This window comes from Paenibacillus dendritiformis, from assembly GCF_021654795.1.
In the GTDB taxonomy this organism is placed as follows: Bacteria; Bacillota; Bacilli; order Paenibacillales; family Paenibacillaceae; genus Paenibacillus_B.
This window is the reverse complement of sequence record NZ_AP025344.1, coordinates 2,233,411-2,247,077: the sequence shown is the minus strand read 5'-3', so window position 1 is coordinate 2,247,077 and position 13,667 is coordinate 2,233,411. Positions and strand designations below refer to the sequence as shown.

Here is a 13,667-nt window from a genome sequence, read left to right as displayed (position 1 = left end):
ATTCCGGCGCGTTCAACTATCCGTGCTGCCGCTGGCGGGCCGCTAACGGTGGAGATTCCTCCGTCTTGCCGCTTTGTTTTTTTTCCACAAGCTCGAAGGTAACCCCTCCGCAGCGGAGGCAGCCGCGCTGCTTCAACTGTTCAATCGTGCCAATCTCCAAATCCTGGCCGACCCTAACCGCTACGAGACATTGCTTGCAGCGGTAAAGGCGCTCCGTCCGCCTGATTTCACCGGTGTATATCGCCCCTTCGCAACGTTCGTCGCCCCCCGGAACGGTCCGCTCCGTCGACTTCAGCACAATCATTTGCCCGCGGCCGCCGATCATTTGCGCTCCTTCATATTCATTGAAATGCGGGATCATCTCCTGGACCATCAACCCCATGCGGATGAATTCTTGCTGCATCGCCAGCGTGAAACCGGGGGGCTTGTGAGCGAACGACAGAAATATGGGAAGCCCTTGACTCTTCTTGAGGCCGCTGATGCCCCTGGACAAGAACAAGCTCATGCCCTGCAATGTGTACGGCGGATCCGTAAAAAAGCAATCGAAGCGGCCGTGCAGCGTTTCCGGCAGCGGCTGACGGAGATCGGCATGGTGGCACAGAACCGGCAGCTGCTCCCGCTCCGCGACATCGTGAATATATTGCAGAAAGCGCTCGTCGATATCGACGACATGAATCCTGGTCCTCCGGCCGCTTTTCCCAGGGAATAGCCGCTTCAGCAGCAGGCCGAGCGAGATGCTGACCAGATCGTCATCCCCGATGCAGAGCACCTGCTTGCCAATCAGCGCGTGCTCGCGCAAGCACAGCACTGCCCGCTTCAGGCTGGTCTCCATCGTGCATTTCGACTGATCGATTTGCACGTCCGCCTGCGGCCGGGCGTCGTAAATCCCGCTCAAGTCCTTCCGCCAATCGGCCAATAAGGTACGCCAAGCCGCACCGTCCTCCAGCAAGGCATGGTACAGGGCGATATCAAGCCCGTCATAATCCAATTCCTGCTCGACCCAGGCATTGCCTGCAGGCGTACAGCGCACTCCCCTTTCCTGCCGGAGCAGGCCGGCGCGGATAAGCTCCTTCTTGACGGCCGTCGCAAGCGGAACCGGAAGCATTGTATGCCGGGCCAGCTCTTTCGTCGCAATGCCCGGTTTCAAATAACATGAGATAACCATCTGTTCTATGGCATGAGGGCCTTCATCAAGGCGTATGTTTTCTTGGATCGTATCGAATAGGGTTTTCATGGAAAAGTCTACCTCGCTTTATCGGTTGATAAGATAGAACATGGCCATGACTGCTTCAACGCCAAAAAGGACAGAAAATGAACATACGTCCATCTTCTGCCCTATCATCTTCATCGATTGCTGCTTCCCGGCGGCCTGCGCGGCGGAGTGCGCTTCGCCTAACATACGGATTGGCGAAAGCGGCAGACTTCCAGCCTGCCGTCCAGCTTTCCCAGGCATGTCCGTGCAGGCGGACCCGCACCTGCGCCTCCGCCCGGACCAGAATCAGTCACGTCTCCCGGACATTCGCCTGGCTGGCCCGAACATAACAAAAGCCGCGCTCAAGAGCACGGCTGATCGCAATCGATAGAATTCAACGTGGATGGCCTTTGTTCTTAACACGTGTGAGACATTCCATCCGCGCATCACAAACAGACGCCACAGATCGGCTCTGTTGCGGCATGCATACGAAGGAAGTCACCATATCCAATTCGGTTGGTTAAGAACAAAACACCGACATCAAAAGCTCCCCATTCCTATAAGGTACTCTTATCATACAAGATTAGGAAGCGAATATCAAGCCACGGATGCATAAGACTCCGGACAACCGATAATACTCAAACGGCAGACGTCTTATGATAGGTGGTAATGCGCATAAATTAGAGTTCACTTTTTCTTAGGCTTGATTCTTGCCAGCAATCCATCTTGCCCAGCGCCAAGCAGATCGGTCCCGGTCCAGATCATATGCTTCAGTCCGCTTAGTTCATCGAACTGATAGAACTGCCACCGCTTCAAATCTTGCGAAACCCCGATAATGTTATTTTTGTAATAGTAGTACTCTTGCCCTGTCCACAAAATGCGCCCGTTGCTCGACCAGACCGGATTCCCCTGCATATACTCATCGTAGCTGCCCGTAATGGCAGACCAGTTCACGCCGTCCTTCGAACCGTATATTTTGTCGGACGCAATCAGGAACTGCCCGTTCACCCACTGCACGCTGGTAAATGCAGACTCCCCGGCATAATCGTAAAAAGAGTTCTTCATCATTTCATTCCATGACTTGTTGTCCTTGCCAAGCGTGAATAAGGCTTCCTTCCAGTTCGTCAAATCCGTGCTGCTCATTGCCATGGCTTTATTTTTCTTCGCTCCTACCGCCACGACCGTCCCGTTATGAACGGCGATATCGAGAAGCGGATTCGAAGTGCGGTAGCTTGCTTTCCAGTTGAGGCCGTTCACGGATGTATACAGCGCGTACTGCTTCTGGTCCAGCGATCGGCCCAGAGCGACGAACGTTTTGCCAGTCCAGATCACCTTTTGCAAGTTCATTCCTTGGACGGAGGAACGTCTGGACCAGGTTGTCCCGTTGGTCGACGTATACGTATAGGCTCCGCCGACGGCTGCGAATATTTTTCCGTTCCACTCCACCGATTGAATGTCATCCTGATATCCGCTCTGATTGCGTTCCGACTTCAACACCTGCGTCCAGGCAGTCCCGTCCTTGCTCGTCAGAATCCCCGGCACACTGTGCAAAAATTCCGACCCGACCGCGACATAACGGCCATTCGCTTTAACAATTTCGTTGGTGAACTGCGTTGGCGCCGGGCTTTGCTTTATCTTCCAATTCAAGCCGTCGCTCGATATGGCGATCAGCCCGCCGTCCCCGAATCCGATAAATTTCTTGCCTGATTTCAGTACGGTCATCGCCAAAGGAATATTCGCAATCTTCCGCTCAGTCCAAGACACCTTGTCAGTCGAGGTGAGAACCACGCCTTCATCCCGCCAGCGGCTGATATAGATAAGATAGTGCTTGCCGTTCGACAAAATCGGCCCGTGTCCGTACATACTCTTGAACACGCTTGCCGCTGGCCGCTGCGTGAACGAAATTCCGTCCTTCGACGTCAACATATTGCCATAGGCATCCATTAGCGTTATCGTGCCGTTGCTTACCGGCTCAGCCATGCTGACATAATAGTTCTTGCGCGGCTTTCCGTTTACTACGAATGTATACTTTAGCGATTTAACGGACCCGGATTGCTGCGTCCATTGCTTTAAATTGTCGGATGTGTAAATTATCAGCTCTCCCGACCGCTGTTCACTCGGAATGACGACGAACTGATTGCGGCTCTTCGCCGCACCGTAATAGAGATGGCCCCCGCCAAATGCAGTATATCGCTTGCCGTTCCATGCCACCTCGTAAATTTCATCCGCAGGCAAAATGCCGGTCTGCTTCCAGCTAATTCCGTCTCCGGAAGTGAAAATATACGTTTTCTCTTGCCCGTCATAGCTGGCAAGCAGCACATATTGCTTATTAAGCAGCATAATATTTCTTACGGTAATTGCTCCATCCGGGCCCTCCACCGCAACCGGGCTCCATTTCGTCCCATCCCGGGACATCAGCATCTGCGGCTTCTTCGTATTGTACGTCCAATAGTAGAAATTGCGGCCGGCATGCTTAACCGCATAAAACAGATCCTTCACAGGATGCGGCTTCCTGCTCCACGTCTCGCCATAGTTCGTAGACACCAAGAGCTGAGTCTTCGTGGCGGCAATGATCATGCCTTGATCGTTGCTATCCGCCGTTTGTACCCTGGTCGCGCCTTGCCCAACCTGCGTAATCGTGAACTTCTCATCGCCCTTCCCTGCGACCGGAGTGAACTTCACTTGCCGCGGAACGGTAACCGCCTTCGCCTCTTCCTGCGTTCCCGTCTCGCGCTCACTGTTGCCTCCCCAGCTCCATACCGTCTGATCGGCGAGAATGGCAAAGGAATGATCAACCTGGTAGCCGCTTGAAATCGAAGCTACATTGCGGAGCCCCTTCACCTGCACGGGAATACCGCTATTGGCCGTGCTAGCGTTGCCGAGCTGGCCGCTCTCATTCTGTCCCCACGCCCAGACCGTGCCATCCTCCTTCAACGCAAGAAAATGATGATAACCCGCGGCAATGGCCTTGACGTGTTCCAGCCCTTCGATTGGAACCGCTTCGAAGAAACGCGTATAATCGATCTGCAGCGCCGGCAAATTCATCTTATCCAGCTTGCGGTTACCCCAGCCCCATACGGTACCGTCCTTGCGCAGGGCATAACCGGTCTGGTCGATATTGCCTACCGCTATCCGCTCAACGTCAGTCAATCCTTGGACTTGAGTCAATGGCTCTTCACTTCCAAACCCAAGACTCCACACCGTCCCGTCCTGCTTGACGACATATCCCCCCGTCACTTGGACGATGTCCTGGACATCGGTTCTCGCCTGCGGTGGATCGTACACACCGGATGTAGGCGAATATCCGCTCCATTGCCACAGCTTGCCGTCCGCTCCCAGTCCATATGCATAGTAAGCCGTCGTATCAATGGATGCAATGCCGTTCAGACCCGGCACCTGCTCGAATTGCTTGGTCTTGCTGCCTTCGCCGCGAATCCAGACCGTTCCGTCTTCCAGCAGCGCGATGACAAAGTTATAACCGCTCGCAATATCCTTAATCCGCGTGCCATCGAACGGCAGCTCCATCACCTTCGGCATCGAAATGCCGCCGAAAAGAAAGTTGTCATATGCCCCCCAGGCCCACAAGTGCCCATCCGTATCCAGCGCAAACGACTGCTGGTGCCCAGTTACCACCTTCCGGACGGTCACGCTCGGCGCCGCTTCCGCCTTGGCCTTTCCTGCCGTTAGCGGTATCGCCTGTGCCATAATCAGCAAGACGAGCACGGCGCACATCATCTTTTTCATCATTCGCAACCGGTTCATGCTTCTCCCCCTTTGAAGAATCCTTTCACATGTATACCGGTTAATTATACCAAATAGCTTGGCCATGTAGTCAATTGGAACTATGACAAAAAAACTAAATAGATTCATTTTACATTCAGGATGCAACGGAGTGCGGCATCAAGCGAGCGGCACCTCGACGGTATCTCAAAGAGCCGTCGAGGTGTTATGAACTGCATAAGCGGCCTTGGTTCTGAATTCCATCGGCCTGAGGCCGTTTAGTTTTGCTTGCGAGCCCCCCAGCCACCTGGACAGTTTTCCTACCTTCATTGCTCTTTTCATCATTCTCCCATCCGGTCAGGTCGGCCCCCTTCGAATACTCATTGAAACGCTCTCCCTTCGGCTCAGATTTCCGTCTATGCAGACCTATTTCAGTGGCCTGTCGTCTGAGCAGTTTCCTGCCCCTCTTGCTCTTTTCATCATTCTCCCATCCGGTCAGGTCGCCCCCCCCCCTTCGGAACTCATTGAAGCGCTCTCCCTTCGGCTCAGATTTCAATTCATGCAACTTATTTCAGTGGTCTGTCGTCTGAGCAGTTTCCTGCCCCTCTTGCTCTTTTCATCATTCTCCCATCCGGTCAGGTCGCCCCCCCTTCGGAACTCATTGAAACGCTCTCCCTTCGGCTCAGCTTTCAATCCATGGCTGCATTTTCTCTTTGGGGAGGACTTGGGGGAACCACGTTGGCGGAAAGCCACGCAGATATACCGTTCCTGACCCCATCGGGAGAATGCGCAAAAGTGGCGTGAAACATATACCGCTCCTACTGATCGGGAGAGTCCACATAAGGCGGCGGGACACGTAGACCTCTACTGACTAAATGGGATAGTGCACATAAGTGGCCTGACACGTAGACCAATCCTGACTAGATGGGAGAGTGCACATAAGGCGGCGGGACACGTTGACCTCTACTGACTAGATGGGAGAGTGCACATATGCCGCGGGACACGTAGACCTACCCTGACCAAAAGGGAGAGTGCACATATGCGACATGATGCGTAGACCTATCCTGACTAGATGGGAGAGTGCACATAAGTGGCGCGATACGTAGACCTCTACTGACTAGATGGGAGAGTGCACATAAGCGGCGGGACACGTTGACCAATCCTGACTAAATGGGAGAGTGCACATAAGCGGCGGGACACGTTGACCAATCCTGACTAGATGGGAGAGTGCGCATAAGCGGCGCGATACGTAGACCTCTACTGACTAAATGGGAGAGTGCACATAAGCGGCGCGATACGTAGACCTCTACTGACTAGATGGGAGAGTGCACATATGCCGCGGGACACGTAGACCTACCCTGACCAAAAGGGAGAGTGCACATATGCGACATGATGCATAGACCTATCCTGACTAGATGGGAGAGTGCACATAAGTGGCGCGATACGTAGACCTCTACTGACTAGATGGGAGAGTGCACATAAGCGGCGGGACACGTTGACCAATCCTGACTAAATGGGAGAGTGCACATAAGCGGCGGGACACGTTGACCAATCCTGACTAGATGGGAGAGTGCACATAAGCGGCGCGATACGTAGACCTCTACTGACTAAATGGGAGAGTGCACATAAGCGGCGCGATACGTAGACCTCTACTGACTAGATGGGAGAGTGCACATATGCCGCGGGACACGTAGACCTACCCTGACCAAAAGGGAGAGTGCACATATGCGACATGATGCGTAGACCTATCCTGACTAGATGGGAGAGTGCGCGTATGTGGCGACAGGGTGTGAATAGGCGGAGTGGAACAGTTATGCGGTCAGCTATTGCAGATACACAAAAAGACGCCCCTTGTCGGGACGTCTTCGGAGTCGCTTTGATTTGCTTTATGCGCATTGCACTCGGATTATTATTGCTGCTCCTCCGCCTCTTTCTCTTCCGCCTCCTGGATAAGTCCGGCGAACAGGGCATGAACGAACTGTTCGGAATCGAATTCCTGCAGGTCCTCCATCTTCTCGCCCAAGCCGACGAACTTCACCGGGAGGCTTAGCTCCTGGCGGATTGCGATGACGATGCCGCCCTTGGCGGTTCCGTCCAGCTTCGTGAGCACGAGGCCGGTCACGCCGCTCTTCTCGCCGAACAGCTTCGCCTGGCTGAGCGCGTTCTGGCCTGTCGTCGCATCGAGGACCATAAGCACTTCATGCGGGGCATCCGGAATCTCGCGGCGGATGACGCGGAAAATTTTGTTCAACTCTTCCATCAGGTTGGTCTTGTTCTGTAGACGGCCGGCGGTGTCGCACAGCAGCACATCGACGTTGCGCTGCTTCGCGGCTTGCACGGCGTCGTACATGACCGCAGCCGGGTCCGAACCGGCCTGCTGCTTGATGACATCTACGCCGACGCGCTGTCCCCATACTTCCAGCTGTTCGATCGCTCCGGCGCGGAACGTATCCCCGGCCGCTAGCAGCACGGACTTGCCTTCCTGCTTGAAGCGGTAAGCCAGCTTCCCGATCGTCGTCGTCTTCCCGACGCCGTTCACGCCGACGAATAGAATGACGGTCATTCCGTTCGGATTCATATTCAGCTTATTCGATTCGTCGCCGCGCAGCAGCTCGATCAGCTTCTCCGACAGGACGGGCTGCAGTTCCGCCGCGTCCTCGATTTTGCGCTGGCGCACCTCGACGCGCAGATCGTCAATCAGGTTCATGACGGTCGTCACGCCCACATCCGCGCCGATCAGAATCTCTTCGAGTTCTTCATAGAACGCTTCGTCAATCTTTTTGCGCCGCGTAATGAGATCCGAGACCTTTTCGACCAATCCCTTGCGCGTTTTCTCCAAGCCTTCCTTGAACTTGGCCGTAACCGATTCGGTCTTGGATGCGATGCTTTCCTTCAATTTTTTGAAAAAACTCATAGCTCCCCCGCTCCTTATGCAATGATAGCTTCTTCATCTTCCAGCTTGACGGAGACCAGCTTGGATACGCCGCCTTCCTCCATCGTCACGCCGTACAGCACATCCGCTTCTTCCATCGTGCCTTTGCGGTGGGTAACGACGATGAACTGCGTCACCTCCGCGAATTCGCGCAAATACTGGGCAAACCGCGTCACATTGGCTTCGTCCAGCGCAGCCTCCACCTCGTCCAGCACGCAGAACGGCACCGGCTTCACATGCAGAATGGCGAATAAGAGCGCCATGGCCGTCAGCGCGCGTTCGCCGCCGGACAGCAGCTGCAGATTTTGCAGCTTCTTCCCGGGAGGCTGCGCTACGATATCGATGCCGGTCTCCAGAATGTTGTCCGGCTCAAGCAGCACCAGATCGGCGCGTCCGCCGCCGAACAGCTTGGCGAAGACGACGACGAACCGCTGGCGAATCTCGTCGAAGGTCGCTTTGAACCGCTTCGACATCTCGTCTTCCATTTCGCGGATGACTTGGTAGAGCGCCGTTTTCGCTTCGATCAGATCGTCTTTTTGCTCGCTCAAATATTGATATCTTTCATTGATTCGTTCGAATTCATCAATCGCTCCGAGATTGACTTCTCCGAGCGCAGCGATCTGGCGCTTCAGGTCGCGCACTTCCTGCTGGGCGGCCTCGATATCGTCCGGCACCGCATAGCGGTGCTTCGCCAGCTCGAAGCTAATCTCGTATTCGTCGCTCAGCTTGCGCAGCAGATTGTCGAGCTCGACATCCAGCCGATTGGCCTGGATCTCGGTCTGACGCATTGCCTCTTCCACCTGCTTCAACTCGGTGCGCTGCTCCTTCGTATCGCTCTCGGCAAGTTCCAGCCGTTCCAGGGAAGCGGCGCGATCCGCGCGCTTGAACTCGATCTGCTGCCCGGTCTCCTGCTTCTTCACGCCGAAATGATTCAGATCCTCCGTCTGCTTCATCGCTTCGCGCTCGGCGGTCTCGAGATCGATTTGCACTTGAATCAAGCTCTGGGTGAGCTGCGTATATTCCTGCTCATAGCCATGAGCCTCTTCCTCTACCCGCTTCAAGCGCTCCTGAAGAGAGAACGTCTCCTGCTCCAGCTTGCCCTGGCGAACCTTCATGTCGGTCAGTTGGGTTTGCAGTTCCTCCTTGGCCGATTCGTTCGCCTTGCGCGCCGATTCGGCCCTCTCGATGGCGACGTGGAGACGATCCTCCTCGATTTTCAGCTCAGCCAGCCGCAGCTCCGCCGTTCTGCGCCCGGACTCCAGGGTCGACATCTCCTCGGCGGCATGGGCCAGCTCCTGGCCCTCCATCTCCAGCAATTCGGCAAGCTGCCGTTCTTCCTTCTCCAACTGAGTCAGCTCGCTGGCCAACTGCTGCTCGCTGATGCGCTTGCTCTCGCCCTGCTCGCGCAGATCATCCAGCCGCTTGACGGCTGCGGCGGTTCGCTTCTTCAGCTCGGCAACCGATTCGTTCAGCTTCGTTAACTGCTTGTCCGTCGCTTTGATATCGGCGTCGAGCTGTTCGAGCTGGCGCTGCCGCCCGAGCAGATTGGCATTCTTCTTGTTCAGACTGCCTCCGGTCATGGAACCGCCGGCATTGACGACGTCCCCTTCGCGGGTCACGATACGGTAGCGGTATTGCAGGCGGGCCGCAATCCGGTTCGCATCCTCCAGCGTCTCCGCCAGCACGACATTGCCGAGCAGGCTTCCAACCACATTGGCATAGGCTTTGTCGCTGCGCACCAGATCGGCAGCGATGCCGATATATCCCGGGGCGCCTTCCAGAGCCCGGCGGTCAGACTCATTCATCGTCCGGCTCCGGATGACATCAAGCGGGAGGAACGTGGCCCGTCCCAATTGCCGCTGCTTCAGGAACGTAATAGCCGCCCGGGATACGGCTTCATTTTCCATGACGATGTGCTGCAGCGCCGCGCCAAGCGCGGTCTCGACCGCGGTCTCCAGCTCTTCCGGCACCCGGATCAGCTCGGCTACCGCCCCGTGAACGCCCTGCAGGCTGTTGCGCCGGGCCGCCTTCAGGACCTCCCGGACCCCGAGCATGAAGCCGTCGTAATCATTCGCCAGCTCCTTCATCGTATCGCGGCGCGAGACGAGCGCATCGGCTTGCTGCTGCCATTTGCGGGCCGCTTGCTCAGTCTCGCCTAGCAGCGCTTCATCTTTCTTCAGCTGCTCGCTCTCCTGCAAATACCGGTTCCGTATGTATGCAAGATCCTCGGCCATCGTCTCCATGCGCCGCTTCGCATCATCCATCCGCTTGCGCAGATCGTCCTGCTCCTGCTCCCGTTTCGCGCGGCCCTGCTTCATCTTGTGCAGCCGCTTGTCCAGCGCTTCCTTCTGCTGATCGTAATAGCGGATGTCGTTGCGCTGCTGGGCCATCTGGTTCATAATGTCGAGGAGTTCGCCTTTGAGGCTCTCTTCCGCATCGGAGCTTGTCCCTCCGGTTACGCCGACAAGCCGCGCCTCCTCCGCATGAATGAGCCCCTTCGTCTCGACGAGCTCGCTTTCCAGCGACAGCAGCTTCTCGCGGACGGCCTGAACCTCCAACTGCTTCGTCCGCATCCGCTCCGATGTTGTCGCCAGGCTGGCCCGCATCTGCTGCTCATTCGCGACCAGGTTGCGCTTGCGCTCGCGGAGCACCTCGCCCTGGCCCTCGCACTTCTCATACTCCTCGCTGTAATGCAGCAGCGTCGCCTGCAGCCGCTCCAGCTCCTCCTCCAGCTTGCGCAGCTCGACCCGGTGCACTTCCAGCTTCGAATCATGCTCGCTTACGACCGTGGACAACGCCAGCTCCCGTTCCTTCAGTTCGGACAGCTTCGCATTGGCCTGCTGCCAGGAAGTGTGCAGTTGCTCGATCTGATGAACGTAGACGGCGATTTCCTTCGTCTTCAGCGATTCCTTGAGCTGCTTGAAGTGGCGCGCCTTCTCGGCCTGCTCCTTGAGCGGTCCAATCTGATCCTCCAGCTCCACGACCAGATCGTGAATGCGCAGCAGATTCTGCTCGGTATCATCCAGCTTCTTCTTCGCATCCCGCTTGCGGGACTTGTACTTCACAATGCCGGACGCTTCCTCGAAAATACCGCGCCGATCCTCGGAACGCGTACTCAGAATCTCCTCGATCCGGCCTTGCCCGATAATGGAATAGGCTTCTTTGCCAATGCCTGTATCCATGAACAATTCCGTAATATCCTTCAAGCGGCAGGGCTGCTTGTTAATAAAATATTCGCTGTCCCCCGAACGGTGAACGCGCCGGGTGACGGTCACTTCATGGAAGTCGAGACCGAGCGTCTCGTCGCTATTGTCCAGAGTCAGCGAGACTTCCCCGAAGTTCACCGCCTTCCGCGCATCGCTGCCCGCAAAGATAATGTCCTCCATCTTGCCGCCCCGCAGCGATTTGGCGCTCTGTTCGCCGAGCACCCATCGGATAGCGTCTGATATATTGCTTTTGCCGCTGCCGTTCGGGCCGACGACACCGGTAATTCCCTGAACGAACTCTAACTCCGTTCGGTCCGCGAACGACTTAAAGCCCGCCAGTTCTAACCGTTTTAAGAACATCGTTCCTCATTCACCTCAATATTTATTGTACCATATCGCAATCCGAATCAGCCCTCTCCATCCGGTTGTCCATGTTGCCTGGCCAAGCCCCTGATCTGGACAAAGAAAGAGCAAAAACCAGCCTGTCACGGAATGGCATCCGTTCCGTCTCGCGCGCTGCTCTTTGCTCTTTCTGCGAAACCGGCCGGCAGCGTCCCGCCGGCCTAACAGTACCTTATGATTTCGGAATAACCAAATGCTCGAGGGCTTCAGCCGCAGCCTGCTGCTCCGCTTCTTTCTTGGAGCGGCCGACTCCGCGGCCCAGACAGGTCTCTCCCATGTGAACCTCGGACACGAACTCCCGTTCATGCGCAGGCCCGCGTTCCTCTACGATACGATACTCAAGCGCTCCCAGGTTATGGTGCTGCGTGAGCTCCTGCAGTTGCGTCTTGTAATCATTCGTCTGCAGCTTGCCGTCAAGCGAGATCTGCGGAAAAATATGATTCCGCAAAAACTCCCGAACAGGCTCCAATCCTTGATCGAGATACAATGCACCGATGAACGACTCGAACACATCGGCCAGCAGCGCTGGGCGTGTCCGCCCTCCGGTCAGCTCTTCGCCTTTGCCGAGCAGCACATACTTGCCGAACTGCAGCTGATTGGCGAATTTGACGAGGGAAGGCTCGCAGACGATCGATGCGCGCATCTTGGTCAGTTCTCCTTCGGGCCGTGTCGGACATTGATGGAACAAAAATTCGGACACTGTCAGCTCCAACACAGCATCGCCCAAAAATTCAAGGCGTTCATTGTCTTGGTGCTGACCGAAGCGATGTTCGTTTACGTAGGAAGCATGGGTAAACGCCTGCTTTAACAGCTGCCTGTTTCGGAAATGAATGTTCAGTTTCTGCTGTAACTGCTTCAATTCTACACTCAACAGTCTGACTCCTTACGCTTCGTATTTCGTTAATACAACGGTCGCGTTATGCCCTCCGAAGCCGAATGAGTTCGACATGGCGGTGCGGACGTCCGCCTTGCGCGGCACATTCGGCACGTAATCCAGGTCGCATTCCGGATCTTGATTCTCTAAGTTGATTGTTGGCGGAATCATGCCATGCTGCAGCGTCAACGCGCAGATGACGGCTTCTACTCCGCCGGCTGCACCAAGCAAGTGTCCTGTCATCGACTTCGTAGAACTAATTGCTACATTCCTTGCATGGTCACCCAATGCGGCCTTGATGGCCCGGGTTTCCGATTTGTCCCCGACTGGGGTCGATGTTCCGTGCGCGTTAATATAATCGATCTGCTCAGGCTCGAATCCCGCGTCCTGAATCGCTCTCGTCATGCAGAGCGCAGGACCTTCCGGATCCGGCTCCGTAATATGATGCGCATCCGCGCTCATTCCGTAGCCGGCTACCTCCGCATAGATGCGGGCTCCGCGGGCCAGCGCGTGTTCCAGCGACTCGAGAACGAGCACGCCGGCGCCCTCGCCCATCACGAAGCCGTCGCGGTCGACATCGAACGGCCGGCTCGCGCGTTCCGGCTCGTCATTGCGCGTGGACATGGCGCGCATCGCGCAGAATCCGGCCATCCCGATCGGGCGGATCGTCGCTTCCGCACCGCCGCAGACCATGACATCCGCGTCGCCGCGCTGAATGATCTTGAACGCATCTCCAATCGAGTGGGTGCCGGTCGCGCATGCGGATACGGCAGCCGTATTCGGGCCGCGCGCGCCGATCATCATCGAGATATGGCCTGACGCCATGTTCGCGATCATCATCGGAATAAAGAAAGGACTGACTCGCTTAACCCCTTTTTCCAACAAAACGCGATGCTGTTCTTCCCAGGTTCCCAGTCCGCCGATGCCCGAACCGACGATGACGCCGACCCGATCCCGATTCGTCTGGTCCATGTCGAGCTTGGCATCGTCCAGCGCCTTCTTGCTCGCGGCAATGCCGAATTGAACGAAGCGGTCCATACGGCGCGCTTCCTTCTTATCTATATAGTCTTCCGGATTGAAATCTTTCACGGAAGCAGCGATCTTCGTCGGGAAATCGGTCGTATCGAACGCCTCGATCTGCGAAATGCCTGACTTGCCTTCCATCAGGCTCCTCCACAACGTATCGAGGTCAGAACCGAGAGCCGTTACCACTCCCATCCCGGTCACTACAACCCTCTGTTTCAACGCGTATCACCTCTATCATGAGTTCCGAGTTCTATTCATCAAGCGCATCCCTAGGTAGACAACGCGCTACATACAACGTAAATGAGGAGAAGTCCC

The 13,667-nt window shown here is 55.9% G+C and carries 6 protein-coding genes; all 6 read right to left on the bottom strand.

All coding sequences use genetic code 11. The features are described 5' to 3' along the window. Nucleotides 1–16: 16 nt before the first annotated feature. Nucleotides 17–1,234 carry a bis-aminopropyl spermidine synthase family protein gene (locus L6439_RS09750; RefSeq protein WP_213470281.1) on the bottom strand — a complete coding sequence of 406 codons (1,218 nt, stop codon included), beginning with the start codon at nt 1,232–1,234 and terminating at the stop codon, nt 17–19. Between the two features lie 645 nt (nt 1,235–1,879). Then, on the bottom strand, nt 1,880–4,954 hold the full coding sequence (locus L6439_RS09745) for an RCC1 domain-containing protein (protein ID WP_213470280.1): 3,075 nt from the start codon (nt 4,952–4,954) through the stop codon (nt 1,880–1,882). Between the two features lie 1,867 nt (nt 4,955–6,821). Then, a complete protein-coding gene (gene ftsY, locus L6439_RS09740) occupies nt 6,822–7,826 on the bottom strand; it encodes a signal recognition particle-docking protein FtsY (protein ID WP_168183100.1) in 1,005 nt (334 codons plus the stop codon). Nucleotides 7,827–7,840: 14 nt separating this feature from the next. Further along, complete coding sequence (smc, locus tag L6439_RS09735; protein WP_213470279.1) at nt 7,841–11,410, bottom strand: chromosome segregation protein SMC; 3,570 nt, start codon at nt 11,408–11,410, stop codon at nt 7,841–7,843. Between the two features lie 214 nt (nt 11,411–11,624). Then, nucleotides 11,625–12,323: a ribonuclease III gene (gene rnc / locus L6439_RS09730; protein WP_168182731.1), complete on the bottom strand. Its 699-nt coding sequence runs from the start codon at nt 12,321–12,323 to the stop codon at nt 11,625–11,627. Nucleotides 12,324–12,335: 12 nt separating this feature from the next. Beyond that, nucleotides 12,336–13,571, bottom strand: a complete 1,236-nt coding sequence (fabF, locus tag L6439_RS09725) for a beta-ketoacyl-ACP synthase II (protein WP_168182730.1) — start codon at nt 13,569–13,571, stop codon at nt 12,336–12,338. Between the last annotated feature and the right edge of the window lie 96 nt (nt 13,572–13,667).

What these genes read in the sequence shown, in the direction of transcription:
- L6439_RS09750 (WP_213470281.1), bottom strand. Translation starts at nt 1,234, where the DNA reads ATGAAAACCCTATTCGATACGATCCAAGAAAACATACGCCTTGATGAA.
- L6439_RS09745 (WP_213470280.1), bottom strand. Translation starts at nt 4,954, where the DNA reads ATGAACCGGTTGCGAATGATGAAAAAGATGATGTGCGCCGTGCTCGTC.
- ftsY (WP_168183100.1), bottom strand. Translation starts at nt 7,826, where the DNA reads ATGAGTTTTTTCAAAAAATTGAAGGAAAGCATCGCATCCAAGACCGAA.
- smc (WP_213470279.1), bottom strand. Translation starts at nt 11,410, where the DNA reads ATGTTCTTAAAACGGTTAGAACTGGCGGGCTTTAAGTCGTTCGCGGAC.